24 protein-coding genes and 1 pseudogene are annotated in these 24,634 nt (G+C 59.7%); 7 read left to right on the top strand and 18 right to left on the bottom strand.

The genetic code is table 11. The features are described from left to right. Positions 1-58 precede the first annotated feature (58 nt). Together FJ978_RS10895 and FJ978_RS10890 are read right to left on the bottom strand one after the other, a co-directional pair. Positions 59-319 carry a hypothetical protein gene (locus FJ978_RS10895; RefSeq protein WP_013896600.1) on the bottom strand — a complete coding sequence of 87 codons (261 nt, stop codon included), beginning with the start codon at positions 317-319 and terminating at the stop codon, positions 59-61. A 63-nt stretch (positions 320-382) separates the two neighbouring features. Continuing rightward, positions 383-967 carry a glutathione binding-like protein gene (locus FJ978_RS10890; RefSeq protein WP_013896601.1) on the bottom strand — a complete coding sequence of 195 codons (585 nt, stop codon included), beginning with the start codon at positions 965-967 and terminating at the stop codon, positions 383-385. A gap of 462 nt (positions 968-1,429) precedes the next feature. Here FJ978_RS10890 and petA point away from each other — a divergent pair, with 462 nt between their 5' ends. The 4 genes from petA to FJ978_RS10870 all read left to right on the top strand — a co-directional run bounded on the left by petA (position 1,430) and on the right by FJ978_RS10870 (position 5,858). After that, positions 1,430-1,906 carry a ubiquinol-cytochrome c reductase iron-sulfur subunit gene (gene petA, locus FJ978_RS10885; RefSeq protein ID WP_013896602.1) on the top strand — a complete coding sequence of 159 codons (477 nt, stop codon included), beginning with the start codon at positions 1,430-1,432 and terminating at the stop codon, positions 1,904-1,906. 15 nt (positions 1,907-1,921) lie between these two features. Next, positions 1,922-3,271, top strand: a complete 1,350-nt coding sequence (locus tag FJ978_RS10880; RefSeq protein WP_013896603.1) for a cytochrome b N-terminal domain-containing protein — start codon at positions 1,922-1,924, stop codon at positions 3,269-3,271. Between the two features lie 104 nt (positions 3,272-3,375). Continuing rightward, positions 3,376-4,944: a mechanosensitive ion channel family protein gene (locus FJ978_RS10875; protein WP_140572125.1), complete on the top strand. Its 1,569-nt coding sequence runs from the start codon at positions 3,376-3,378 to the stop codon at positions 4,942-4,944. After that, positions 4,941-5,858 carry a pirin family protein gene (locus tag FJ978_RS10870; RefSeq protein WP_140572124.1) on the top strand — a complete coding sequence of 306 codons (918 nt, stop codon included), beginning with the start codon at positions 4,941-4,943 and terminating at the stop codon, positions 5,856-5,858. Before FJ978_RS10875 ends, FJ978_RS10870 begins: the two co-directional genes overlap by 4 nt. A 41-nt stretch (positions 5,859-5,899) precedes the next feature. Here FJ978_RS10870 and FJ978_RS10865 read toward each other — a convergent pair whose 3' ends face one another. The 8 genes from FJ978_RS10865 to FJ978_RS10830 all read right to left on the bottom strand — a co-directional run bounded on the left by FJ978_RS10865 (position 5,900) and on the right by FJ978_RS10830 (position 10,928). Continuing rightward, positions 5,900-6,331, bottom strand: coding sequence for a DUF1810 family protein (locus tag FJ978_RS10865; protein ID WP_140572123.1), 432 nt, complete (start codon positions 6,329-6,331; stop codon positions 5,900-5,902). Positions 6,332-6,374: 43 nt separating this feature from the next. Then, positions 6,375-6,656, bottom strand: a complete 282-nt coding sequence (locus tag FJ978_RS10860) for a GNAT family N-acetyltransferase (protein WP_140572122.1) — start codon at positions 6,654-6,656, stop codon at positions 6,375-6,377. 51 nt (positions 6,657-6,707) lie between these two features. After that, entirely contained in the window at positions 6,708-7,442 is a 735-nt protein-coding gene (locus tag FJ978_RS10855; protein ID WP_013896608.1) for an ATP-binding protein, read from the bottom strand. Positions 7,443-7,648: 206 nt separating this feature from the next. Continuing rightward, positions 7,649-8,086: a CBS domain-containing protein gene (locus FJ978_RS10850; protein WP_013896609.1), complete on the bottom strand. Its 438-nt coding sequence runs from the start codon at positions 8,084-8,086 to the stop codon at positions 7,649-7,651. 58 nt (positions 8,087-8,144) lie between these two features. Then, entirely contained in the window at positions 8,145-8,792 is a 648-nt protein-coding gene (locus FJ978_RS10845; RefSeq protein WP_140572120.1) for a hypothetical protein, read from the bottom strand. 68 nt (positions 8,793-8,860) lie between these two features. Further along, positions 8,861-9,262: a cupin domain-containing protein gene (locus FJ978_RS10840; protein WP_013896611.1), complete on the bottom strand. Its 402-nt coding sequence runs from the start codon at positions 9,260-9,262 to the stop codon at positions 8,861-8,863. Between the two features lie 71 nt (positions 9,263-9,333). Next, positions 9,334-10,092 carry an SDR family oxidoreductase gene (locus tag FJ978_RS10835; RefSeq protein WP_140572119.1) on the bottom strand — a complete coding sequence of 253 codons (759 nt, stop codon included), beginning with the start codon at positions 10,090-10,092 and terminating at the stop codon, positions 9,334-9,336. Between the two features lie 65 nt (positions 10,093-10,157). After that, a complete protein-coding gene (locus FJ978_RS10830) occupies positions 10,158-10,928 on the bottom strand; it encodes an alpha/beta hydrolase (protein ID WP_085984582.1) in 771 nt (256 codons plus the stop codon). Positions 10,929-11,346: 418 nt separating this feature from the next. On the opposite strand from FJ978_RS10830, the gene FJ978_RS10825 reads away from it, so the two are divergent. Continuing rightward, the gene (locus tag FJ978_RS10825) at positions 11,347-11,574 is read left to right on the top strand and encodes a DUF680 domain-containing protein (protein WP_013896614.1); all 228 of its coding nucleotides are present in this window, start codon (positions 11,347-11,349) and stop codon (positions 11,572-11,574) included. A gap of 204 nt (positions 11,575-11,778) precedes the next feature. Here the strand turns inward: FJ978_RS10825 and FJ978_RS10820 are convergent, their stop codons facing one another. Together FJ978_RS10820 and FJ978_RS10815 are read right to left on the bottom strand one after the other, a co-directional pair. Next, complete coding sequence (locus tag FJ978_RS10820; RefSeq protein WP_140572118.1) at positions 11,779-12,528, bottom strand: glucose 1-dehydrogenase; 750 nt, start codon at positions 12,526-12,528, stop codon at positions 11,779-11,781. A gap of 176 nt (positions 12,529-12,704) precedes the next feature. Then, the gene (locus FJ978_RS10815; protein WP_181180397.1) at positions 12,705-13,526 is read right to left on the bottom strand and encodes an alpha/beta hydrolase; all 822 of its coding nucleotides are present in this window, start codon (positions 13,524-13,526) and stop codon (positions 12,705-12,707) included. Between the two features lie 722 nt (positions 13,527-14,248). On the opposite strand from FJ978_RS10815, the pseudogene FJ978_RS33500 reads away from it, so the two are divergent. Together FJ978_RS33500 and FJ978_RS32950 are read left to right on the top strand one after the other, a co-directional pair. Further along, positions 14,249-14,878 (top strand): annotated as a pseudogene (locus tag FJ978_RS33500) (alpha/beta hydrolase). Beyond that, the gene (locus FJ978_RS32950; protein WP_210241437.1) at positions 14,809-15,231 is read left to right on the top strand and encodes an alpha/beta hydrolase; all 423 of its coding nucleotides are present in this window, start codon (positions 14,809-14,811) and stop codon (positions 15,229-15,231) included. Before FJ978_RS33500 ends, FJ978_RS32950 begins: the two are co-directional and overlap by 70 nt. Positions 15,232-15,470: 239 nt before the next feature. On the opposite strand, the gene FJ978_RS10805 is transcribed toward FJ978_RS32950, so the two are convergent. The 6 genes from FJ978_RS10805 to FJ978_RS10780 form a co-directional block, all read right to left on the bottom strand. After that, on the bottom strand, positions 15,471-16,199 hold the full coding sequence (locus FJ978_RS10805; RefSeq protein ID WP_140572116.1) for a response regulator transcription factor: 729 nt from the start codon (positions 16,197-16,199) through the stop codon (positions 15,471-15,473). Further along, positions 16,189-16,578: a response regulator gene (locus FJ978_RS10800; protein ID WP_013896619.1), complete on the bottom strand. Its 390-nt coding sequence runs from the start codon at positions 16,576-16,578 to the stop codon at positions 16,189-16,191. The genes FJ978_RS10805 and FJ978_RS10800 overlap by 11 nt, the downstream gene beginning before the upstream one ends. Next, positions 16,575-17,222: a response regulator gene (locus FJ978_RS10795; protein ID WP_023767341.1), complete on the bottom strand. Its 648-nt coding sequence runs from the start codon at positions 17,220-17,222 to the stop codon at positions 16,575-16,577. Before FJ978_RS10795 ends, FJ978_RS10800 begins: the two co-directional genes overlap by 4 nt. Next, complete coding sequence (locus FJ978_RS10790) at positions 17,219-21,016, bottom strand: PAS domain-containing protein (protein ID WP_140572115.1); 3,798 nt, start codon at positions 21,014-21,016, stop codon at positions 17,219-17,221. Before FJ978_RS10790 ends, FJ978_RS10795 begins: the two co-directional genes overlap by 4 nt. A 449-nt stretch (positions 21,017-21,465) precedes the next feature. After that, positions 21,466-23,061 carry an MFS transporter gene (locus tag FJ978_RS10785; RefSeq protein WP_140572114.1) on the bottom strand — a complete coding sequence of 532 codons (1,596 nt, stop codon included), beginning with the start codon at positions 23,059-23,061 and terminating at the stop codon, positions 21,466-21,468. Continuing rightward, entirely contained in the window at positions 23,058-24,152 is a 1,095-nt protein-coding gene (locus FJ978_RS10780) for an HlyD family secretion protein (protein WP_140572113.1), read from the bottom strand. The genes FJ978_RS10785 and FJ978_RS10780 overlap by 4 nt, the downstream gene beginning before the upstream one ends. Positions 24,153-24,634 lie beyond the last annotated feature (482 nt).

The raw sequence follows: 24,634 nt of genomic DNA, 5'->3' as shown, positions 1-24,634 counted from the left end.
AACCTCTTTCGCGGCACCATCGGATGCACCTGTTTTTGGCACAGCACTGGCATCACCTTCATTCATCGGCTTGGCGTTCCCAGCCTGTGTGCCTCGACAACCCCCTTGGACGGCGAGAGGTCGGTGGCTCCACCGACTGAAGTTCATAAATACATTGAGCTGGAATGACGCGATTGCCGGGCAGTGTAGAAAGTTGCGTTTGAACACGCGGGAAGGTCACGCTTTGTGCCGCCTCGCTTTGCATCCTTAGAAATTCGGGGCGTAACCCGTCGCCACGCTTGGCAGCGATCAGGTGGAGGATCTGCAGCAACGGAAGCATGGACAAACTCCTTCGTAATGTGTCGTGGCTCAAGGGTGACACGACACGCGGCCGGTCTCGCACTTAGACAAGGCCCTCACGCTTCATTGCGACGCGAACGGCCGGACGGGCCGCAATTCGGGCGCGCAGCGCTTCTAGAGGAGCCGGAACAGGGACTTGGAAGCGGGCTGCCCAAAGCAGCATCACGAAAAGGTAGAAGTCCGCGACGCTGGGTTTCTCGCCGAACAGATAATCAGTCTTGAGACCGTTCGCGAAGAGATCGAGTTGCGACGTAATCGTCCTGCGCGCCTTGGCCTTTTCAGCATCGCTGCCTTGGTGCCACATGGGTTTGAAGCTTCGGTGTATTTCAGTTGAGACATAGGTCAGCGCTTCGAGAACGCGCGTACGACCCATCGGCCCTTCCACGCCGAGTGCCGGGTATTGCGCCGCTATCCAATCGAGGACGGCGACATTTTCTGTCAGCGTTTCCCCGCTATCCAGCACGAGGGCGGGAACATACCCCTTGCGCGTGACAGTGGTGAAATCATCGCCGGAGCCCGTTCGCTTGGTCTTGAGATTGACCGTTTCGCGCTCGAAGGCTGCACCCGCCTCCTCCAGTGCGATGTGGTCGGCCAGGCTGCAGGCGAGCGGGCTATAATACAGTTTCACGGTTTTTCCCTTGTCTGAATCCGGACGCAGTTCGCAAATTCGTCGGGCGGAAGCCCGCCTAGCTCTGCGCACCGATTATCCTTAGAAACTCCCACTTGCCGGGGAGGAAGGCTACGACACCGACAGGTAGGCGTGCCTATGCCGAGGTATGATCAAGCTAAGCAATCGTCCTGCGATTGCCGCATGCAATGCCGGAATCCCGCTCAGGTGGGGAACGGCGACAGCCAAGAATTCAGAACCACCACGCCTGGCGTCCTCGACACTCCGGTAATCATTCGCTCAGGAACCATAAACGAAAGTATTGGACGCACGTGCCCTTGGCACGATGGCTCACATCCCGCCATGGCCTGCATAGTTCAACTCGAAATGAGCAAACGCGAAAGGCGAGAGGCCGCAGCCGGGTTTCCCAACTGCACGCCGACGCACTGAAGCAGCTTTCCAATTAGAGGAGTCGTCATCATCATGACCGAGCTTTCCCAAACCGAAACAGGCACCGCCGCATTGCCCGCCGAGGCACTGGCCACGGTCGAAGTCGACGTCTCCTCGCTGATGCCGGGAATGTCGCTGGTCGTGCAATGGCGCGGCAAACCCGTCGTCGTTCGCAACCGCACCGAGAAGGAAATTGAGGACGGCAAAGCTGTAAGCTTGGCCGAGCTCAAGGACCCGATCGCCCGTAACGCCAATCTGCCGGCCGATGCGCCGGGAATCGACGCCAACCGTACTGCTCCGGGCAAGGAAGCCTGGATCGTGATGGTCCAGGTCTGCACGCATAGCGGCTGCATCCCGGTTGGTCAGCAAGGCGAGTTCGGGGGCTGGCTCTGCCCGTGCCACGGCTCGCAATACGATACTGCCGGCCGCATCCGCAAAGGCCCAGCGCCCGAGAACATGGCGATACCCGTGTTCCAGTTCATTTCCGACACCAGGATCCGTATCAGCTGAGAGGGGGGCATTTCGATGAGCGACAAACATTCGACCTATACGCCCAAGACCGGTATCGAACGCTGGTTCGACGCCCGCCTGCCGCTGCCGAGGTTGGTGCACGATAGCTTCATCGTCTATCCCGTCCCGCGCAATTTGAACTATGCCTATACGTTCGGCGGCATTCTCACGGTCATGCTGGTTTCGCAGATCCTGACCGGGATCGTGCTGGCCATGCATTATGCTCCGGATACCGGGCTGGCCTTCGATTCAGTCGAGAAGATCATGCGTGACGTGAATTCGGGATGGCTGCTGCGCTCTCTCCATGCGAACGGCGCCTCCTTCTTCTTCATTGCCGCCTACATCCATATCTGCCGCGGGCTCTACTACGGCTCTTACAAGGCGCCGCGTGAGCTGCTGTGGGTGCTCGGTTGCACCAACCTCTTGCTGATGATGGCGATCGCCTTCATGGGCTATGTGCTGCCTTGGGGACAGATGTCGTTCTGGGGAGCCACCGTCATTACCAACTTTTTCACGGCCATCCCATTGGTCGGCGGCTGGTTCCAGCAGCTCCTTCTCGGCGGGTTCGCGGTCGGCAATCCGACGCTGAACCGCTTCTTTGCGCTGCATTACCTGCTGCCGTTCGTGCTTGCAGGCGTGGTGACCTTGCATGTCTGGGCGCTTCACGTCGTCGGGCAGAACAATCCAGCCGGCATTGATGTGAAATCAAAAACCGATGTCGTGGATTTCACACCCTATGCCACCGTCAAGGACGCGTTCGGCATCGTCGTGTTCCTGTTCTTCTTCGCCTATTTCGTCTTCTACCTGCCGAACTATCTCGGCCATCCTGACAACAACACAATCGCCAATCCGCTCAAGACGCCGGCCCATATCGTGCCGGAATGGTACTTCCTGCCCTTCTACGCGATCCTGCGCGCCATCACCTTCAATGTCGGGCCGATCGATTCCAAACTTGGTGGTGTGCTCGCCATGTTCGGCTCGATCGTGGTGCTTTTCGTCGTGCCGTGGCTCGACAGGTCCAAGGTTCGCTCGGCCGTTTACAGGCCCTGGTACAGAGTGTTCTTTTGGCTCTTCGTCGCCAACGGCCTGTTTCTCGGCTGGCTTGGTTCGCGGCCGGCCGAAGGGAACTACGTCGTCATGTCTCAGTTGGCGACGCTTTACTACTTCGCCTTCTTCCTGATCGCACTGCCGGTGCTGGGCTTGATCGAGAAGCCGCGGCGGCTGCCCAACTCGATCACCGAAGCGGTGCTCGAGAAGAACAAGGGGGCCGGCGGCAAAGGCGCGATCGCGGCCGCCGGAGACCAAACGTTGATGAGAAGAGGCGATGATCGTGTCTCGCCAGCCCGCCTCGAAAGTCGCCGATAGCAACACGCGTTGGACGGAGCCGATGCGTCTAGGTGACGAGACAACTTCATGTCGCGCGCTAGGAACCACGCTGCTTCCGAAGCTGAAAACCAGGGATTGCGATCATGGTCGATCTGGGTCCGGCGATGAATTTGTGGAACTCACCGCTAATCTACATCGTGTCGCTCGGCCTCGCCGGAATTGTCGTTTGGAACCTCGTTCCGGCACGCTTCGCCAATGCGAAGTTGGTCGTCCAACTGGTCTTTTTCCTTGCAATGTCGATCCTGGTTCTTGAACTGCGGGTCGTCCCGTACGAGCCCGCACGAGGCGATGAGACAACCAGCGGAGCGATCCTCATCGGATTGGTCAAGCTGCTGTGGTGGGTACATCTTGCTTGGGCGCTAATCGGGTTTGTCCGCATCTATGTCGTGTTCGAGCGAAAGCCGCACGAGGCACGCCTCTTGCAGGATGTCGTGGTCGGCGTCGTTTACACGGGAATGCTCCTTTCGATCCTCGCATTCGTCTTTGCCGTGCCGGTCGGAACGCTCATCGCCACGTCGGGCGTTTTTGCCGTCATGCTGGGTCTGGCGCTCCAGAATACGCTTGGCGACGTATTTTCGGGAATCGCGCTTAACCTCGGCCGCCCTTATGTGCTTGGAAACTGGATCATTCTGAACGACGGAACCGAGGGCCGCGTCGTCGAGACCAATTGGCGCTCGACCCAACTCCTCACCCCGGCCCACAACGTCATCGCGCTTCCGAACAGCCTTGTCGCCAAAATCGGGGTAACAAACCTTAGCGGCCCAGACGAGAGCCATGGACTTGCCGTGACGGTAAAGATGTCTCTGACGAAGACGCCGGCTGTCATCGTAGACACGATGCGCATGGTCCTGCTGAGCTGCAACTCGATCCTCCAGGACCCCTCGCCCGTGGTAGCCATCACAAGCCTGGATGCGGCGGCAATCGAGATCGAGCTGTCATTTCGCGTCGCCAGCCTTGATCAGCGGATTACAGCTCGGAACGAAATTTTCGATCTCGTCTATCGCCATTCAAGGTCGGTCGGGGTGCTGCTGGCAGCGCCACTTTCGGCTTCGATTGCAGTGACCTCCCCGCCAATCGACGGGACGCCGACCTCCCAAGGCTTCGCCGCGATCGACCTGATCAAGGCCATACCGATCTTCTCGACGCTAACGGATGCCGAGCAGGAGGTGCTTGCCGCGACGACCTCGGTTCGCAGTTATCGCAAGGGCGACGTCGTTGCAGAACAAGGAGAGATGCTGCCATCCCTCATGATTGTCCGGAAGGGCATCATCGTCCGGCAACATGGCCAAAGCAATGCTAACGTGCAGGAGATTGGCCGGCTTGCACCTGGCGACTTCTTCGGCGAGACCGGCCTGCTCGCAGGTATTGGCGAGACGTCGACATTGCGGGCAATGACCCACGTCGTGGTCTACGAGATAGACCAGCAGAGCTTCGCGCCGCTCCTACTCGACAGGCCCGAGATGGCCGATGATCTTGCGGCAACCCTGTCGAGGGGGACTTCGGCTTACGGCGAAACCGGCATCCCCGGCCAGCAGCACGATAGCTCCAAATTCGCGCTCCTGAAAGCCATTCAGGCTGTCTTCCACACCGCCCCATCGGAGCACGTTCGAGGACGTGGTCGACCAGGCATTCGAAAGGACAGAGATTCATGACCATCCGCCAAAGCGACATCGTCGGCATCGATCCACTCAGGCAGCCTGCTATGCGTGATTTTGCCGACGGTTTGAAGGTACGGCGCGTATTGCCCTCCTCGAACCGCCTGATGATCGGCCCCTTCATCCTGTTCGACCATTTCGGCCCCGCGGTATTCGACGCGGGTCGTGGTTTCGACATGGACCCGCATCCGCATATCGGGATCGCGACCGTAACCTACCTGTTCGACGGAGAGATCATCCATCGCGACAATCTCGGTGAAGTGCAGGCCATCCGCCCCGGCGAAATCAATTGGACGACGGCCGGGTCGGGCATCGTCCATTCCGAACGTACGTCGCCGCAAGCCCGAGCGCGAGGAAGCAATCTCTTCGGCGTTCAGGCATGGGTGGCGCTCCCCTCCCGGCACGAAGAAGTTGCCGCCCACTTTGCACATTATGGCGCTCCCGAAATCCCACGGATCTGTGCCGATGGGGTCGAGTTCACTTTGATCGCCGGAGTGTCCGACGGGTTGGTCTCTCCGGCAAGGACGTACTCCGACCTGGTCTTTGCCGAAATCGTGCTCACGGGCAGTGCGCGATATCAGGTGAAACCTGGATATCGCGAGCGTGCGATCTATGTTGTCGCCGGCGAGATCGAAGTCATGGGCCAACTTGGCAGTTTCGGTGAAGGCGAATTGATCATGCTGGCGCCCGGGGCTGAGATCGTGCTCCAGGCGCCTGCCTTCCATGCCGCGCGGCTGATGCTGATCGGCGGCGAGCCTCTTTGCGAACCACGTTATATCCATTGGAACTTCGTCTCCTCCTCAGTTGAACGGATTGAGCAGGCAAAGGCGGACTGGCGCGAAGGCCGCTTCCCGGCCGTGCCGGGGGAACACGGGTTGATGCCTCTGCCGCAGGAAGAATCAAAGTGGTGACGGTTTCGGCGGCGGCCACATCCGCGGGTCGCCGGGCGGCGTCATGACACCGAGTAGAGTTTGCGCATCGTGCCCTCGTCGATTTGACCATCGAACCAGACGTCGAAGATGGTCTCGAGCAGGAACTCGTCGTTACTTGCTTCGGAAAACAGCGTGAGGGACGCGTGCAATTTCATTGTATCCTCATCACCGAAGACCGCGCGAGCACTTAGATCGGAAAGTCGTTGCAGTGTGCCGACGCATTCCCGATAACGACCGCCCAGTATCGGCGATTGGAGGTAAGCGCCTGCCTCGTCGAGTGATGTGATCGCGTACGGATCGGCTCCAGTGTCGCTTCGCCCGGTAGCCAACGTCGGGAAGATCAACTCCATGTATGGAGTACACATCATGCCTCGACGCAGCATAGCCAGCGCGTCGCCGTACACCGGATCCTGAGCGCTGACGAACCTCTGCAAATTATATTGGTCGTCCATCTCGACTCAGACCTTTTTTGCAAACAGCTGTATTCGTGCCTGATCACGCTGCAACGACATCGGTGTATTCCGGATGCCTGGCGACGAAGCCGCTCATGAAGGGACACTTCAAGACAGCTTTGCGGCCGGTTTTGCGGAGCAATTCGAAGGTACCTTGCGCCAACCGCGACGCGATCCCCTGTCCGGAAAATTCCGAAGGCACTTCGGTATGTATCAGCGCAACCTTGCCGTCTTGGAGCGTATAGTAGGCCACTGCGAAGGCATGACCGGTGATCGGGAGCTCGAACCTATGCTGCCGAATGTTCTCTGTGACCTTTGCATCCATCTCTATCTCTCGATGTTCGTTGCGTGAGGCTGGACGTAGCTTGCCCGATCGCTATCGCATCGCGGGCAAACGTAGCCTGACGGTGGTGCCTGTCCCGGGCGCGCTCTGAATGTCGATGCTTCCGCCTGACTCTTCGGCAAAGCGCTTCACCATCGGCAGGCCGACGCCGCCGAGGCCCTCCGTTTTTGTGGTGAAGAAGGGATCGAATGCGAAGGCAATCGTCTCGGCGGTCATCCCCACACCGTTGTCGGCGGTGGTGATATCCACCTGAGCGGCTGAGGTGCCATCAAAGACCACTGCGGTATCTATCGAGATCAGGCCCCCATTGGGGGATGCATCGCGCGCGTTGAATACCAGGTTCAGAATCGCGTTCTGCAAACCCAGGCGGTTGCACCTCACTGACGGCAAGTCCGGCCTCACTCGAACCTCGAGACGAATCTTGGGGTCCCACGCGCTTCGAATGAGGGTCTCGATTTCAGCCAGGCAGGCGCCGACATTTGCATATTCGCTTTCTCTGCGGCTCTCTCGGGCGGAACTGATACTCTGGCGGACAAGCGCGCCAGCTCGTTCCAAGGCCGTTCTGGCGCCCGAAATTGCAAGCCCAAGCGTTGGAGCCGCTGAGACGCTCGGGTCACGGGCCAGGTGATTTAAGGCCGACGACGCGACCTGGATGAGATTGCCAAGGTCATGAACGATGCCGGCGGTCGCCATCTGGATGGGCAGGCCATCTCGGGGAATCTCGGGCGCGATGTCGAAGACATCCACTTTCACTTCCGGACGAGACATTATAACCCTCATGTTTGCTCAGGCAGAATTCAGTTGCTTGAATATAGTACAATAGAGGACGGGAGTGGTCGATTAGATCGAGTAAGAAGCCGAACCATACTGCAGTATATGTCCCGCGATCTGCGGACCATCGCCAGTGCGGGACCAACATCTCGCGAGACGGATCTCCCTCTTTCGTGCTCATCGCACCGTCGCGAGATTCTCCTCTATTGGTAGCCAATGCCCCCGATATAGTTGGCGAGCAGCCGCTCCTGGAGTTCTTCCTGTTGGAAGAGCGCCTTCATCGCGTCGCGGATATCAAGGACGCCTATCGGCTTAGCGCCGGCGCCGAGCACCGGTAGGTTCTGGAGCCGCTGTGTTGTCATGGTCTGCCAGACCGAATGCAGGTCGTCATCAGGCCCACAGGATACGAAAGACCGGCTCATCAGCGTGGATACCGGCGCTTCCGCCGGTCCCGAATTCGCCAGATGACGAACAAGGTCGGACTTGCTCAGCACGCCTGCCGCCTCGCCACTGCCATGGCATACGACAACCAGGCCTATGGCCGGCTTGGACAGCCATAGCGCAGCTGCCCGCAGCGACGTGTCGAGGTCGACCGCCGCAAGGCGCGCCGATGTTTCTGGATGTAGACTGTCAATTCGCATGGTGCCCTCCTGAGGCGTCTCGCGGCCGCGGCCGGAGAGATCAGATTCGAGGTTTCGCCTACTCTTCGAAGGAAGCGTTCATCACAAAATCGACGGAAGACGGCGCCTTGTAGCCGGCCACAAAGCGCTCACCGAAATCCCGGGCAAAGTTGTCGTAGGTCGTTTCCGGGTTCACCTTGGCGATGTGGCAAAAGCATCGCGTCATCCGCCGCTTCATTTGAAGACGCGGAAATTCGCCGACGATCCTGGCTATCTCGGCGGAAGAGATGAGACTGTATTGCAGGCCGACGACATCAAGGCAGATGCCGGCTGTGCACAGCGCCACCTCGGCTTCCTTGTAGAGGCCAATCGACGGCGTCGAATTGAGAGCGACGCTGTCCCATGTCAACTGAGCACGACGCTCGTCGAAGCCGCCTTGCCGGACGAAGGCGCGGGCCAGATCGGCGCCTTCCACCTCGAAACGGCGCGGCCCGGCGAAGGTCTCGTTGAGCGTGACGTCGTGCAACAGGGTTCCGACGGCAACAACTTCACCGTCGTGCTCGATGTTCTGGACCTGTGCGATGCGGACGGCGAAAAGCCATGATCGAACCACGTGGTTGAACAAATACGGTTCACATAGCTGGCGGGCATGTTCGATCGCCCGGCCGACAAGCGGCGTATCGGGGACCGAAACCCCTGCAAGCGTGCGCCTGGCGATCGCATCCATGTCAGTGCCTTTCCTTCGCCGATTGTGTGTCGGTTTGACGCCCTTACCTTGGCAAGGGCGTCACCAGTTCATTTCGCGTAGGTCGTCAGGTTGGTCTCGTTGGTATCGACGACGAAGACCGCAAGCAGGCGAGCGCGTTCCGTCTTGCTGGCGTTTTCACTGACGGCGTGATGGTCGCCCGGGAATTCCGAGAAGCTTTCGCCTGCACGGTACGTCTTCACGGGCCCACCGTTGACCTGGCTTCGGATCGCCCCCTCCAGCACCGTGGCATAGATGAACGCGGAACTGGGATGGGTATGCGCCGGCGATGTCCCGCCCGGCCCGTACTCGACGAGCACGGCTTTCAAGCTCTTGCCGGGCACATTTGGAAGGGCGTGGTCGTAGACGAGCTTCACGCTGTCCGCGTCTTTGGCCATTGCTGCGGTGACGGATGCGGCGGCGAGCGCTGCACAGAGGAGTTTCCTGATCATGTCCGATATCCTTGTTGGAATGAGAGCTAGGGAATGCTGGTCTGATGGGTCGCGAAACCGGCGTTCAGTACTTACGCCGGTGGCGTGTATCGGCTGAGCCAGTCGTCGAAGTGGACGGCGCCGATGCGCGCGTTCTCGCCGGGGACAAGCGTTTGATCGTCGATTGCCACTTCACCGTAGTAGAGAGCGCCAGGATCCGAGACGATTTTGCGCGGATCGTTGGTGGCCTTTAGAAAGCGACCGACGAGCTCGCTCATACGAACGCGATCGGGGCCGGCAATTTCGATCGTGCCGTTCACTGGCGCTGCTAGGGCGACGTCCGCCATCGCATCGGCAACGTCGTCGGCTGCCATTGGTTGGAAGTACGCCGGTGACATGTGGACGGTATCCCCTGCGGCGCCGGTGTTTGCGATGGCGGCGGTGAACTCGAAGAACTGTGTGGCGTGCACGATCGTGTAGGGGATAGTGGACTCCTTGATCAGCTTTTCCTGAAGCAGTTTGCCGCGGAAATACCCCATGTCCTGCAGCCGGTCGGTGCCGACCACAGACAGCGCGACGTGATGGCGGACGCCGGCGGCCGCTTCGGCTGCAAGAAGATTACGCCCGGATGCCGCGAAAAATTCGAGCGCGGCCTTTTCCTCGAATGACGGTGAGTTCGCGAGATCGACGACGACCTGTGCCCCGGCAAGAGCGACGGCCAGCCCTTCTCCGGTGACGGTGTTCACTCCCGAATTCGGTGAGGCCGCAAGCACGTCGTGTCCCTTCCTGCGCAGTCTTTCCACAGTCTTGGAGCCGATCAGCCCGGTTCCGCCGATGACGACGATCTTCATTTCCAATCTCCTTTGTTGAGGGTGTTGATTTGCGGGTGTTGGTCGAATGTCGGCTTTCCGGCGAGCTACTCGCTGGCCGATGCGGCGTCCTCGATAAGTGAGGTGACCTCGTCGGGGTGCGAGACCATGAGCGCGTGGGAAGCACCCTCAATGACGACCGTCTTCACGGCGTGCGCGCGCTTGGCCATGAAGCTCATGACGGCTGCCGGGATATTTCGGTCATCGGTGCCGTAGATCATGTAGGACGGCAGCGTTTTCCATGAAGCTACGCCCGAGGGCTCGGCCAGGGCTGCCTGCGCGATCGGGCGTTGGGTGGCGGCCATGAGCGACGACTGCTCTTCGGGAACGTCGGCCGCGAACTGGGCTCGGAATTTGTCCGGCTGGATGAAGAGATCCTGGCCGCCGTTCGGCGACGCGACTGGAGCAAGCGCGCTTGCCAAAGTGCTGCCGGGAAACATGCTGGACAAGGTGGCGCTCGATTCGCCGTTATCCGGCGCGAATCCGGCCACGTATACCAAGGCCTTCACATTGGGATTGCCGTTGGCGGCTTCGGTGATCACGGGTCCGCCGTAGGAATGCCCCACCAGCACGATCGGTCCGGGAACCGACCGGATGATGGCCGAGACCGCCGCGGCATCGCTGGCGACGCTGCGGAGGGGATTGGCTGCCGCCTTCGCCACATAGCCGTCCCTGCCGAGTTTGGTTATGACCGCGTCCCAACTCGACGATTCGGCGAAGGCCCCGTGCACCAGCACGATCGTCGGCTTGGGCTTCGCTCCGGCCGCCTGCGCCGTTGCGCCACCCGCGACGGCAAGCGCGGCGGCCAGCGCCAGGATTCCAGTGACATTTCGCATTTGCTTTCTCCTTTGTCGGCCTTCCGTTTGACCAATGTGGAGAAGGATGCGCCGATCCGGGGCGCCGACCTATTGTGCCGAATGGTCGGTCATACGATGCCAAGGTGCAGGGTGGGTCATCGCTGCGATCAGGTGACCTGGGTATTCCGCACGCGGATCGCCGGCAGCGCAGGAGTTCGTGACCAATACAAATCCATGGAGCTGCTGCCTCCAAACACGGCTGCCGCCCCGGCGTAACGGCAAGCCTCCCACCGCGAACGACATTGCCCCTGACCTTAGGCCTTCACAGCCCATGCTTTCGTATGGATCAAACAGCCACATCGTCTGATCGCTCCGCAATGACGCAGCATTTATATTGTTATTGTGAATACGATCCAAAATTAACCATGGAGTTACCAAAATGAAGAACACATCTCTTGCTGCCGCAATCCTCCTTGTTGCAGCAGGAAACGCCGTCGCCGGAAGCGATCACTACGGATCAAACTCGGTCCAGCAACCCGCAACTTCTTCCGAGAGCATGCACACCTCCTCGATCAGGAAGACGGGCAACGATGCCGGCGTGCAGGAGACCGTGCGCAAGCCGATTGCTCCCAGCAAGGACCCGGGCCAGGGCATCTGGGGTCACTAGCACCCGAAAATTGTAGAACCTTGAAGGACCGGGGCGTCGCCCCGGTCCTCTTCACGCTTTCCAAAGGACCTTGGAAGTGCGTGGGGGCCCTGACACAGGTTCTGAGACCGGGGAGCTATAAAACCACCTTTCACCTGGGATCTGGCCGGGTGGGATGGCGATCGACGCTCGACCGTCAAACGGCAGCGACTTGGCTACCCCAGCTCAAAGCAATGCCATTCCGCCGTCGACCCGCAGATTGACACCGGTGACAAAACTGCTTGCGTCCGATGCCAGGAACAGAGCGGCTTTTGCCAGTTCTTCCGGCTGGCCCATTCGACCAAGGGGAATTGCTTCGGCCATGGACTTCTCGAAGGATGCTCGCATTTCGGCCGGGACACCCAGTTTGTCGAGAATAGCCGTATCCACGGGGCCGGGGCTGAGCACGTTGACGCGTATGCGACGCGATTTCAGTTCTATCGCCCAACTGCGCGCGAAGGCGCCGATGGCTGCCTTGGAGCCTGCATAAACGGCATGGCCTTCCAAGACCTTCTCGCTGGCGATTGATCCCGTCAGTATGACTGCGCCGCCATCGCGCATCAGCGGGATCACTTTCTGCACACCAAAGAAGACGCCGCGCGCATTGATAGAGAACTGCGCATCGTACTCGTCTTCGGAAACTGCCGACGAATGCGTGATGGTGTTCACGCCGGCGTTCGCCATATAGATATCGAACGCCCCAAACCTCTGATGGATCTGTCGCGCGACATCCTCGTGGTGCGCCACGTCGGCTACATCACCCTGAATGCCCAGTGCGCCGGCTCCGATCTCGGAGACTGCCTCCTCGACGGCACGCTGTCTCCGGCCGGTGATTACGACCTGCGCCCCCTCCGACGCGAAAGCTTTCGCGGCGAATAGCCCAATCCCACTGTTTCCCCCGGTGATCAACGCCGTCTTTCCTGAAAGTATACCCATTTGCATTGCCTCTGATGATTTTCACGAGAGCCGCCGCAGTTGCCAACCGCAGTTCTCAGCGTGAACTCGGACGGCTGAGACCAGAAAGCTTCTCCAGGAGCCATCGATGCTGAGTTTTCATAGTCAGGCTGGCCGCACCGGTGTTGTGCGGCCAGCCTGACTGCCGCTTGAGAGCACTAGCCCTTGATGAAGGCGAGCAGATCGGCGTTCACCTGGTCCTGGTGTGTGGCCGTGATCCCGTGGGGCGCGCCGGGGTAATATATGGCCTTTGCGCCCTTGATCAGCCGCTCCGACTTGACTGACGAATCCTTGACCGGGACGATCTGGTCGTCCTCGCCATGCAGGATCAAGGTCGGTATATCGAATTTCTTGAGGTCCTCGGTGAAGTCGGTTTCGGAGAACGCTTTGACGCATTCATATGCATTCACGAGACCGACCTGCATGCTCCAGAGCCAGAACTGATTCAGAACCCCCTGGGAGACCGTGGCGCCTGGCCTGTTTGCACCATAAAACGACTGTGCGAGGTCCAGATAGTGCTGCGAGCGATCCTTGAGGAGGCCAGCCCTTATGCCGTCGAACACTTCGATCGGCAGACCTTCCGGATTGGCCGGCGTTTTCACCATGATCGGCGGAACAGCGGCGATAAGAACAGCCTTGGCCACGCGTTCCGTCCCGTGCCGTCCGATATAGCGGGCGACCTCGCCTCCCCCGGTTGAATGCCCGACCAGCGTGGCGTCCCGGAGATCCAACGCCTCGATCACGGCTGCAAGATCGTCCGCGTAGCCATCCATGTCGTTGCCGGAGGTGGCCTGGCTGGAGCGGCCATGGCCCCGCCGGTCATGAGCAACCACGCGGAAGCCATTATGGGCCAGAAAGAGCATCTGTGCATCCCAGGCGTCGGAATTCAGCGGCCAGCCGTGTGAGAAGGTTATTGGCGGACCCCTACCCCAGTCCTTGTAGTAGATTTCCGTACCGTCCTTGGTTGTGATGGTGCTCATTGTTTTGCGTCCTGATTGAGGGGTGGGAACATGTGGGTTTTGCTGGGCGCCGGATGACGAAGCGACTGGCAGTCCGGCTATGACCGCCGCTGAAAAACTGGCCAACAAGACGTCGCGGCGGGTTGCACCGAGGGTGAAAAGTCCATCCATGCTCATCGTGTCCATCCTTGGTGAGCGGCTTCTCGGGTCGGCTCACCATCACGATCGCCGGGTCGACCTGCACCGTCGCTTTCGGGGGGAGGAGCGGGCGAAGGAGCGGCGACGCCCGATGATCGTGATGGCTTGCGAGGGAGAAGATGCGCCGATCCGCCCCGCGAACCTATTCTACGCAAGCATCTGTCGTACGATGCCAAGGTGCAGGGTAGGTACGCCGAGGTGCTGGAACTGTCGCTGAGATGGGGCAAATGATGCGATGACGTTGGTTGGTGCGCGACGTGCCGCGTGCGGCTGTCACAAACACGACCTATCAAGCCGTATGAGGATTCTTCTCAAAACGAGGAGCGGCTGATCGCGAGCAAGTCACCGCCCGAACGGACCGCGATAGGTTTCGCCTACGTGGTCCTCATGTTGAGTAATCAACTCACCGCCGGCCAGAGCGCAATATGCTTAGGTGTACAACGCGTTATTATAACGACAAAGGCTTTAAAGCTTTCGCCTCATAGAAATTGCACGGCATTTGCCGTTCTTGGAGCACTTTGGACCTCACAACCCCGGAGTGCTTTATGCGCCTTAGCTTTCTTTCTGGTTTCCTCATTGCGGTTCTTGCTGCCGGGCCATCGACTTCTGCCAGCGCACCGCACTCCAGCGTGCCGCACTCCAGCGTGCCGCTCGGGCAATCGACCGACCTGTCGGCACGTATCGTCGACGGCAAGGCCGACGTTAACGGTGTGGCCTATCACTATTTGCTGGCAGCAGGCGGCCCGAAAACCGTGGTGTTGTTGCATGGTTGGGGCACGACCTCATACATGTGGCGCTTTGTAATGCCGCAACTGGTGGCGCGCGGTTACACGGTACTTGCGCCCGATTTGCGCGGTTTGGGGGACACCGCCAAGCCTGCGGCCGGCTACTAAAAGGCGGCGATTGCCGAGGATATTCGAGCACTTGTCAATCAGCTGAACCTTGGTCCGGTCGTCAATCTCGTCGGTCACGATATGGGTGGCATGGTCGCTTATTCCTATGCGGCGCAGCACCCGGGGGCGGGGGAAGTCACCACACTGGCAATCATTGACGTCCCGCTGCCAGGCATCGAACCGTGGAACGAATTGATCCAAGGCCCTCGCACTTGGCATTTTCGCTTCCACTCCGCGACGTGCCGGAAATGCTCATTGCCGGTCGCGAGCTTGAGTATTTAAAGTGGTTTCACAATGCAGAGGGGGTAAATACTCGCGCGTTCGACACCGAAGCCGACGAAGTCTACGGCCGTTCTTATGCCCAGCCTGGCGCATTGCGCGCAGGCTTCGAGTACTACCGGGCTTTTCCGCGTGACGAAGAACAGAACAAAGCCTTTGCAAAACACAAGCTGACGATGCCGGTACTCGGTATAAGCGGTTCGGGTGGCCTGGCATCGATGTACGAAGGCCATCTCCGCCACGTCGCCGAAAACGTACGGGCCGTAGTAGTCGAAGGCTCAGGCCATTGGGTTCCGGAGGAGCAGCCGGCCGCCGTCACAAGGGCCCTGATCGAATTCCTGCCACCAGCATACTAAGCTTCGCGGCTGGCTGAAGCACAACATTAGCGATAGTCGCCGTGATGGAGATACGCCGCTCCAAAGCTTTCCCAATACGCCGCCGTTAGCTGGCGATGCGCGGCAAGAGCTTGGCAGTGTAGCCTCAACACCAGGTTACACGCGCCGATCATCGCTCTAAACTTCATAAAAATTTGTCTGAGTCCGCATCGTCCTAGGCAGGCTACTCTTAATGGAGAAGCGCCAGCCGCTGGGCGATCCTATCGGACGGAGGCGAGGTTCACCCTTTCGAAAGTCCTGGCCGCGCCGGCCTCGCGCATCGCCGGGGGCAGCGTTTCCCAGGCCCGGATCAGCTCTCCGATGGAAGCTGCTTCCATCTTGCGCATGACATTGCCGCGGTGAAGCTTGACGGTCACTTCACTGATGCCGAGGTCGAAAGCGATCTGTTTGTTGAGGCGCCCACGCGCCACTTCATGCAGCACCTCGCGCTCGCGCGGGGTCAGCGTCTCGACACGCTCGATGTTGCGCTTGACGATCACCGCATCCGCCCGCCGCCTGGCATCCACCGCAATGCCCGCGATCACGGCGTCAAGGAGTGTTTGGTCGCGCACCGGTTTGGTGAGAAAATCCACCGCGCCCGCCTTCATCGCCTGGACAGTCATCGGTATGTCGCCATGCCCAGTCAGGAAGATGATGGGCTTGGGATTGCCGTTTGACGCAAGATGGTGCTGTAGATCCAGGCCGCTTGCCCCTGGCATGCGGACGTCGAGGATCAAGCAACCGGGGCTGTCCAAGACGTCAGCGTCGAGCAATTCTCGGGTCGAAGCGAAGCAGACCGGTTCAAAGCCCATCGACAGTATCAACTCCGACAGTGCCTCCCGAACAGACGCATCGTCATCGACAATGATGACGAGCGGCTGCTGCGGCTCGGCGTTCCGCTGCCGTGACACCGGCGTCGATCTCTGCAAGAGCGGTTGGTCAACTCTCATGTTCATCCCTCGGTTCTTGGTTGCGTAAAGCGTCGCTCACAGCCGCAAGCAGGGCCTGGCCATCGAAGGGCTTTCGGAAAAACCCGCTGATGCCTTTGGCGCGGTGCTGATCGGCTATCTCGTGACGACCGGTGATCAGGAACACCGGCAGGTCCGCACGCGTCTTCTTGACCAAGTCACGAAGTTCAAAGCCGTCCGTACCAGGCATCCCGATATCGGTAATGAGCAAGTCCACGTCAGACAGCCCGCTGACGAGCAGTGATCCCGCCGACGAGAAGATGCGGGCAGCATAGCCCGCAGACTCCAAAAGGTTCTCGAGCGACTCAAGCAATCTTGGGTCGTCATCGACAATCGCCACGACAGGTCGCACCTTGCTCACACTCCGTTCCCTCCCGTTCGTCGAGAGTGGCTGATCGGTATCTCCAACCGCTCCGCCATGCGCACGAGATCAGCGAGTGATGCCGCAACCATTTTCTGCATCACGTTCCGTCTATGGATTTGCAGCGTGACCTCGCTGATCCCCAACTCAGCCGCGGCCTGTTTGTTGAGCAGGCCACTCACAACGAGCGGCAGCACCTCGCGTTCTCGCTGCGTGAGCTCTTGATAGCGTTGCCTCAACACGGTGAGTTCGGCGCGCTCTGATCGCCTTTCCCGGTCCTGGGCGATCGCTGCCCGGATCGCGACCATGAGGTCCGTATCGCTGAAAGGCTTTGTCAGGAAGTCCACAGCGCCGTGCTTGATCGCACGCACAGAGGACGGGATGTCGCCATGCCCCGTTATGAAGACGATCGGCGGATGATCGCCCTCGGCGATCTGCTTCTGCAGATCTAGACCGTTGATGTCAGGCAATTCCACATCGAGGATCAGGCAGGCGGGGACGTCCGGCTTGTCGGCAAGGACATAGTCGCCGGCCGATCCGAACGCTACGGCGCGCATGCCATGGGACTCCAGAAGCTCACCAAGCGCTTCCCGAATACGCACGTCGTCATCGACGATGAAGACCATTTGATCGTGGGGCGTCATGCTGCCGCTTTCATTTCAACTGGCATCGTGAAGACGAACGCCGTTCCGTGCGGATCGTTCTTCTCCACCCACAACCGTCCGCCATGGGACTCGACGATCGAACGGCAGATCGCGAGTCCCATGCCCATGCCATGCTCTTTCGTCGTAAAGAACGGCTCGAATATTCGGTCAGGAAACTCAATGCCCGGGCCACAATCGCTGATCTCGATCTGGATCGCGTCCCCTATATGGCCCACGCGAAGTCCAAGAACCTTGTCACCGGTAACAGAGTCCATCGCCTCGATCCCATTGCGGATGAGGTTCACCAGAACCTGCTGGATCTGCACCCGATCGAGCGCGACAATAGGAAGATCGCTTTCGACATCGATATCCAGACGAACACGGCGCCGCACCGCCTCCTCGGCGATGAGGTCGCGCGCTTCCGCGATGACGCTGTCGAGTGCTGTGTAAGCCATCGCGTCTGCCGATTGCTTGAATAAGGCGCGGATACGGCTGACGACATCCGCAGCTGAGTTGGCATCACGGATAATACGCTCCACAGTCTTCTGCGCCCGCTCGATATTTGGCGGATCGGCCGTGAGCCAACGCTGGCAGGCATATGAATTGGCGACAACAGCCGCCAGAGGCTGGTTCACCTCATGCGCTATAGAGGCTGAAAGCTCGGCGAGACTCGCCGCCTGGCTCGCGCGTGCAAGTCTCTCTTGCGCCAGGCGCAGCTCTTCTTGCGTGCGAACTTCACCGTCGATGTCCAGACAGACGACGTTCCACTGAACAATCGCCCCTTCTGCATTGCGCATCGGTGCCGCGCGCGTATCGACCCAGCAATATTCGCCATCGAAGCGACGCAGACGGTGCCTGCGCGCATACGGTTCGCCAGTGGCCAACGAATGAGCATAGTTCGCTTTGACGCCCGCTAGGTCGTCAGGATGAACGCCTTCGTCGAGTGTCCCGGATAGGCGGGATTTTCCCTTACCGTCCAATACCTCCAACTCATATCCGAGGAACTCGCGGAGCTGACGGCTTCGATATATCGGCTCACCATTCGGTGCGGCGCAATCGATCATCACCGGCAGCGTTTCAACCAGCTGCCACAGCGAACGTTCTCTCTCGCGCAGCGCCACCTGTGCGCGCATCTCCTCGTCGATGTCGATGGAGACCTGGTACCAGTGAACGATGGCTCCGTCTCGATCGCGCAGAGGCTCGCAACGCCCTTCTATCCAGCGATAGCTGCCGTCTTTCCAACGCCGGCGATACCGCATGATGAAGGAGTCGCCAGTTTTGAGGCAGGTGGCTGACCTATTGAGCACCTCGAGAGCGTCTTCGGGATGAATCAGATCTCGAGCCACCCTCGTGAAGTCTTCGAAGTTTGCCCCGGAGATGCCGAGTTCCTCCAAAGACCGCCTATTGACGTACGCAAGCTTGCCATCGGGCGTCCAGCTCCAGATGTGGACCGGCAAGGCATCGACAAGCTGCTGAAGCTCGCGCTCTCTTTCGCGCAATGCCTCCTGCGCCCGCATCTCATCTTCAATGTCGATTGAAGCCATATACCATTGAACGATCGCGCCATCGGTATCCCTTAACGGTTGCGCTCGTGCTTCTATCCAGCGGTAGACGCCATCCTTCTCGCGTCGACGAAAGCGGTTCACGAAAGGCTGGCCGGACGCAAAGCCATTCGAAGCCCTCCGAAACATTGTCGGAAAGTCTTCAGGATGGGCCAGGTCCCGGGCCAGGGCATCGAAATCATTGATGTGCGTCGGTGGCGAACCGACCTTCTCCAGGTATCGCTTGCTGGTGTAGGTGATCCTGCCAGAAGGGGCAAAGCTCAGGAGATTCACGGGCACAGCGTCAATCATTTGCTCCAGTTGCCGGTTGGCTTTCCGTAGCTCTTCTTCTGCCCTCACCTGGTCGTCGATGTCGTGCGAAAGACCGTACCATTGGACGACAGTCCCACACTCGTCTCGCATCGGTTCCGCTCGGCCCGACATCCATCGGAAGACGCCGTCAGCACGACGCAGGCGATAGTTCAGGGAGAAGCTTTCCCCGGTGGTGACCGAGTGGTTGATCGCTGCTTCCAGCGTGGCGGCGTCATCGGGATGTACGACAGCCGCAATGGCCGCCTTCAGGCCATTTCCTCTGACATTCTCGTATCCTCCTACGTCAAGGCCGAGATACTCAACCATTCGCTTGCTGAAGAAGACCGGCTCGCCCGACGCAGACAGGCGCCAGAGGAAGCTCGGCACCATGTCGACCAGTTGCGAGAGTTCCCGCTCCCGGTCGCGCAACGCTTCCTGTGCGCGCATCTCGTCGTCGACGTCGATAGAGATCACATACCACTGAACAATCGCGCCGCTGTGATCACGCAGCGGCTCGCCGCGTCCATCCACCCAGCGGTACGCTCCGTCCGCACGGCGCATTCGATACTTCATGGAGTATGGTTCGCCGGTAGCCAGAGAGTGGCGGACGGTCTCCAGGAGGCGTGCCGCATCTTCGGGATAGACGAGGGACTGTATGGCCGCCGCTTGCCGGCTCATCCCCGGCTTGTCCAGATCCGCCACACCGTCGAGACCGAAGAAGTCAAGCAAACGTCTGTTGAAGAAGGTCGGCTCGCCTTCAGGCGTCAGCCGTCTGATCTGGACTGGGACCATGTCGACGAGCTGAGAAAGTTCCCGCTCCCGACCGCGCAGCTCCGCCACGGTTTTCTTGTAGACATCGTTGTCGAGCGCGATTCCGTACCATCCGGTGATACGACCCTGGCTGTCGCGCGCGGGCCGCGCGGCGGTTCGGGCCCATACATAGGTGCCGTTTGCGCGCCGAAAGCGAAACTCGACATTGAAATGATCGCCGGTCCTCAGACAATGGCGCCAGGTAACCGCGATCTGCTCATAGTCGTCTGGATGAAGCAAACGCTTCCAGGCGGTGTACCCCTCGTTCAATGGAGCGTTCAGATCCTCCAGCGTCACCCCGAGGGAGCTCAGCGCGAACGGATGCAGGTAGATCCATCTACCCGCCGCATCGAACGCCCATCCGTTCCCGAATATGCTTTCAACGATTTTCGCCGATCGAATTGGCCCGGCATTGTTCTCAACCAAGAGATCCAGGTCCGCCCCGGAAAGCGGCTCCCCGTCTGTCACCAGATCATCAATGTCCACACTGACACTGTAGCCGGGCTCCGATCGGGTCTCGTTCCAGCGATAACTTCCGTCGGCCTGCAGTTGCCTGTGCCTCGTTACTTGGGGGACACCCGTCCAGAAGGCGCGGGCGATTGCGTGCGCCGCCGCTGTCCGGTCATCCGGATGGACCAGACTCAAAGAATGGAGAGCGTCGGAGGCGGCTTCCTTCTCAAGTGCCGCACTGATCACATCGGCGAATCGCTCTGTGGCTGCGGACGGCGCATCGCCTTCAATCAGTGTGCCATACCATGCAACGGCGTTACCTTCGCTATCGCACAGCGGCTGTCCGGAGCTTCGACTCCAACCGTAAGCACCGCTCGCGCGCAAAATGCGGTGCTCCACATTGTAGTGCTCACCTGTCTGCAGGCAGCGACGCCACTCGGCCACGGCTCGGTCATAGTCGTCTGGATGGATTAGCCGCTTCCAACCCGCGGAGCCATCTTCTGACGAAGTGTTGAACTCCTCCAGCGTCGTGCCGAGAAGCGATAGCGTGCTGGGAGTAACATAGCTGAATCTGCCGGCCGCGTCTGTCGCCCACCCATTGCCGACCACGCTTTCGATGAGCCGAGCCGCCCGCAACGCTTCCGCGTCGGGATCGCCAAGCGAGTTGAACGCTGTCGTCATTGTCTTCTCCTACCGGACAATGAAAGGCGGAGACCTATCAGCGCCTTCTTTAACTCTCATCGTTGACCATCTGGGCTCGCGAATTGGTTCATCATCTTAACCGGACCACGCCGCAGCCGCACCTCATGGAAATCCATGAGATGTGGGTGACCTAACTTTCGGGGTAAGGCACCTAGACGTCCCGATTGAAGCTAAAGCCCCTGAAACAAGGCCTGGTCGGCTCCCCGTATAGCACTTGCTCTCAGCAGCTGGGATCTGGGCTGACGAACCAAAACTCACCATAAGCAGCGCCGCGCCCCAGCCGCATCTCATGGAAAGCCATGAACCGCAGCGCGACGCGGCCGCGACGACCTCGCGTGTTCATCCCAGTCTGGTCTAGTGGACGTGGCTCGCAAGATTCAAGTTGGAAGCTATGACGATAGGGACATCTGTTCCAAAATGTAGGATGCTCATCCAGTTTGATTCCGCCGGAGGACTTTGCGACTGAACAATTGCTTGGCGCCAATCAGGCATGGCGCAGCAACCGCGAACAGCAACACGAGCGCGAAGAAAGCTTCGTCGAACGAGATCGTGGAGGCTTGCCTTTCGAGAGAGCGCTGCAACAATGGGAAAGCGATCTTGGGTGCCGCTAGAATGTCGGCACCGTTCGAAGTGAGAATGTTCGCAGTGGCCCTCAAGCGCTGGTCCAGGGCCGGATCGCCACGGACAAGGTGGGTGGACAACATCGTTCGGTTGAGAGCGTTCTGGTGATCGATATACGTTTGCAAGAGCGCCGTGCCCATCAGACCACCAGCCTGCTTGCCGAGATTGAACAGCCCTATTCCAAACGGCAGAATATCGGCAGCAAGTCCACGCAGCGTAACCAGCGTCAGTGCCACGAACAGAAGACCGAGACCTGATCCTCGCAGAAGCAGGGCCGGGGTCAGGTCGGGGGTGCCGCTACCGCTCGTCGAACCGGACAGGAGCCACATGGCTCCGGAGAAGAGCAGGACTCCAAAAGGAACAAGGGCGATCGGGTGAACGCCGGCCTTTTCGATGAGGAGGCCGGAGAACAGAAGTCCCAGCGCCAGCATGGCTCCGCTGGGCAGCAGAAGCACTCCTGCGGCCGTGGCCGTAAAATCGAGAACGTTGAGGGCAAAAGCCGGGATGAGATAGGTGCTGCCCGAGAGGGCAAAGCCCGCGACGAGGCTGACAAGAAAGCCAAAGCGAAAGTCCGGATCGGCGAAAGGCGCGACCGCCTGAAGTGAGCCTGAGCGGAACCGGGCTTCCCGGACAACCACAAGGCCGGCGGCCGCCACACCGATGGTCGAAAGGCCGGTGATCCCCATGTCGTCCGACCAGTTGAACCTGCTGCCCTGCAGCAGCACGTATGTCAAAAGCGCGGTACTGATGCCGAGCACAATGACCTCGACGACGGGGAGCGTGGTTGCCCGCCAGTATGTCCGATTGCCATCCGCCGCCAGAAGGACAAGGGCGGCGATGCCGAGCGGGACGTTGGCGAGGAATATCCAGTCCCAGGAGAAATGATCGACCAACCAGCCCTGCAGGGCCGGCGTAATCGTCGTTGGAGCCATTACCGCGCCCACGGCAAAAACGGCTTGGACAGTCGGCTGATGTCGAGACGGGAACCGAAAAAACAGCAACGTCTGGCCAGCTACGAGAATTGTGCCGCCAGCCAGCCCCTGGACGACGCGAAAGACACAAATCCAGACAAGATCCACCGAGAGCGTCATTGCCGCGCAACCCAGCAGAAGCATCACGACCCCCGCGCGCAGGCAGGCGGTCGGCCTGGCGGCGGTGACAAGAAGCGGAGCGACAAGGAAGGCCGTCAGCTTGGCCGCGATGAATGCGATGTCGACCATCGCCAGTTCATCCGGCGTTGCGTAGATGTCGCCCAGCATGTCGATCCGGCCGATGGACAGTGCAGTGGATGCCACTGCATCCATGAAGGCGGCCAATACAACGCCAGTTGCTACAAGCCAGGCCGACAGCAGGGTATCGGGATGGCGGAACGCTCCTTTTTCGGATTCGGTGCGGTGCGTCACTGTAGCGAGCGTCCCCTGGCACTCTCCTCGGACTGCATTTCCAACGCCACCGCTGGAACGTCCCCCGCGCGGACGGCGATGGCAACGCGAGCGGAGAGGCCCGGAACAAGGCGGCCAGGCAACGGATTTCGTATCATCCTGATCTTCACCGGCACACGCTGGACAACGCGGATGAAATTTCCGGTGGCATTGTCCGGCGGCAGCAGGCTGAACGCCGCGCCGCTGCCGGGAGCGAAGCTGTCGACAATACCGTCGATTTCTCGATCTGGATATTCATCGACCGTGACGCGTACCCGTTGGCCAATCTCGACCAAGCTGAGCTGCGTTTCCTTGAAGTTGGCGAGGATCCAGACATCGTCAACGGGAACGATGTCCAAGGCCCCATTCCCTGGAGTGACATAACGGCCGACACGGATTTGCCGATTGCCGACGATCCCGTCGACCGGGGCTCTCACGACCGTGTTGTCGAGGTCGAGGATAGCCAGATCGAGAGAGGCCTTCGCCTGTGACAGGGCCGCGTGCGAACCGGACAATTGTGCTTCCAAGACGCCGAGCTTCAGCCTTTGAGCCAGCAGATTGGCTTCTGCGCCGTCCAAGGACGCCTTTGCCTTGTCGTAGCTGGCTTGTGCATCCTGCAGTTTCTGATCGCTGGCAGTGCCGTTCTTCTGCAGTGTGACATAGCGGGTCAGGTTGGCACGGGCGAACTGGAGGTCGGCGGCGGCTGACTGTTTCTGCGCCTCGGCCTGCGCGATCAATGCATCTTGTAGTTTTTGGCTTGCCTCGATGTTGGCGATTTCCGCCCGCCGGGCGTCGACATTGGCCTTCGCCTGCTCCACCTTGGCCTTGTAGTCGCTGTCATCGATGCGAAACAGCACGGCGCCCTTCGAAACGCTAGCATTATCTTCCACGTCGACTTCGACGACATAGCCAGCCAGCTTGGGAGCGATACTGGTGATGTCAGCGCGAAGATAGGCGTTGTCGGTCCTTTCCTCGTACCGACCGATCGTGAACCACTGCCAGCTCCATATAGCTGCCCACGGCATCACCACGAGCGCGACGAAGGCGATTGCGGTCTTGCGAGATGGGCTCATGATTGCTTCTATCTCAATTCGACGCGCCGCTATCGAAGAGGATCGTCGACTTTCCGGGATCAAGATCATCGGCAAGGATGCAAGTCGCGGTTACGCAGTAGGGGTTCACGAGAATGTCTCCGGGCCGCTAACAGAAGTTCCTATAATCGCGGATTTCAGTGCGCCCGCGCCATCACGCGAACGAACACCTCGGCTCGCCCTGATCGGTAGTTCAAACTGACCCTCGGCACAGGGTAGATACCTGGCGCGACCGGACCTCCAAGGTGGCCGCTGCATGTGTCAGCTTTCGGGAAACCCGCAAAGTGGGTTCTGCGTCCAACTTGGGGCGCAAAGCCGCCGTTCACTCCTCGCGGATGCGTCACCTTTGTGCATGTCAACGCTACCGGCGAGAGCCGTGCTCGGTGAGCAGGCTGTAACGGCGTAGCCAGCAGCAGACCAACTGTGGCTTCTTTGCGCTCGTAGCTCAGCAATTCCCCGATGAC

The sequence above is a fragment of the Mesorhizobium sp. B1-1-7 genome (assembly GCF_006442705.1).
Classification (GTDB): Bacteria; Pseudomonadota; Alphaproteobacteria; order Rhizobiales; family Rhizobiaceae; genus Mesorhizobium; species Mesorhizobium opportunistum.
This window is presented reverse-complemented; position numbering and strand designations above follow the sequence as displayed.

What these genes read in the sequence shown, in the direction of transcription:
- FJ978_RS10895 (WP_013896600.1), bottom strand. Translation starts at nt 319, where the DNA reads ATGCTTCCGTTGCTGCAGATCCTCCACCTGATCGCTGCCAAGCGTGGC.
- petA (WP_013896602.1), top strand. Translation starts at nt 1,430, where the DNA reads ATGACCGAGCTTTCCCAAACCGAAACAGGCACCGCCGCATTGCCCGCC.
- FJ978_RS10880 (WP_013896603.1), top strand. Translation starts at nt 1,922, where the DNA reads ATGAGCGACAAACATTCGACCTATACGCCCAAGACCGGTATCGAACGC.
- FJ978_RS10875 (WP_140572125.1), top strand. Translation starts at nt 3,376, where the DNA reads ATGGTCGATCTGGGTCCGGCGATGAATTTGTGGAACTCACCGCTAATC.
- FJ978_RS10870 (WP_140572124.1), top strand. Translation starts at nt 4,941, where the DNA reads ATGACCATCCGCCAAAGCGACATCGTCGGCATCGATCCACTCAGGCAG.
- FJ978_RS10865 (WP_140572123.1), bottom strand. Translation starts at nt 6,331, where the DNA reads ATGGACGACCAATATAATTTGCAGAGGTTCGTCAGCGCTCAGGATCCG.
- FJ978_RS10860 (WP_140572122.1), bottom strand. Translation starts at nt 6,656, where the DNA reads ATGGATGCAAAGGTCACAGAGAACATTCGGCAGCATAGGTTCGAGCTC.
- FJ978_RS10855 (WP_013896608.1), bottom strand. Translation starts at nt 7,442, where the DNA reads ATGTCTCGTCCGGAAGTGAAAGTGGATGTCTTCGACATCGCGCCCGAG.
- FJ978_RS10850 (WP_013896609.1), bottom strand. Translation starts at nt 8,086, where the DNA reads ATGCGAATTGACAGTCTACATCCAGAAACATCGGCGCGCCTTGCGGCG.
- FJ978_RS10845 (WP_140572120.1), bottom strand. Translation starts at nt 8,792, where the DNA reads ATGGATGCGATCGCCAGGCGCACGCTTGCAGGGGTTTCGGTCCCCGAT.
- FJ978_RS10840 (WP_013896611.1), bottom strand. Translation starts at nt 9,262, where the DNA reads ATGATCAGGAAACTCCTCTGTGCAGCGCTCGCCGCCGCATCCGTCACC.
- FJ978_RS10835 (WP_140572119.1), bottom strand. Translation starts at nt 10,092, where the DNA reads ATGAAGATCGTCGTCATCGGCGGAACCGGGCTGATCGGCTCCAAGACT.
- FJ978_RS10825 (WP_013896614.1), top strand. Translation starts at nt 11,347, where the DNA reads ATGAAGAACACATCTCTTGCTGCCGCAATCCTCCTTGTTGCAGCAGGA.
- FJ978_RS10820 (WP_140572118.1), bottom strand. Translation starts at nt 12,528, where the DNA reads ATGGGTATACTTTCAGGAAAGACGGCGTTGATCACCGGGGGAAACAGT.
- FJ978_RS10815 (WP_181180397.1), bottom strand. Translation starts at nt 13,526, where the DNA reads ATGAGCACCATCACAACCAAGGACGGTACGGAAATCTACTACAAGGAC.
- FJ978_RS10805 (WP_140572116.1), bottom strand. Translation starts at nt 16,199, where the DNA reads ATGAGAGTTGACCAACCGCTCTTGCAGAGATCGACGCCGGTGTCACGG.
- FJ978_RS10795 (WP_023767341.1), bottom strand. Translation starts at nt 17,222, where the DNA reads ATGACGCCCCACGATCAAATGGTCTTCATCGTCGATGACGACGTGCGT.
- FJ978_RS10790 (WP_140572115.1), bottom strand. Translation starts at nt 21,016, where the DNA reads ATGACGACAGCGTTCAACTCGCTTGGCGATCCCGACGCGGAAGCGTTG.
- FJ978_RS10780 (WP_140572113.1), bottom strand. Translation starts at nt 24,152, where the DNA reads ATGAGCCCATCTCGCAAGACCGCAATCGCCTTCGTCGCGCTCGTGGTG.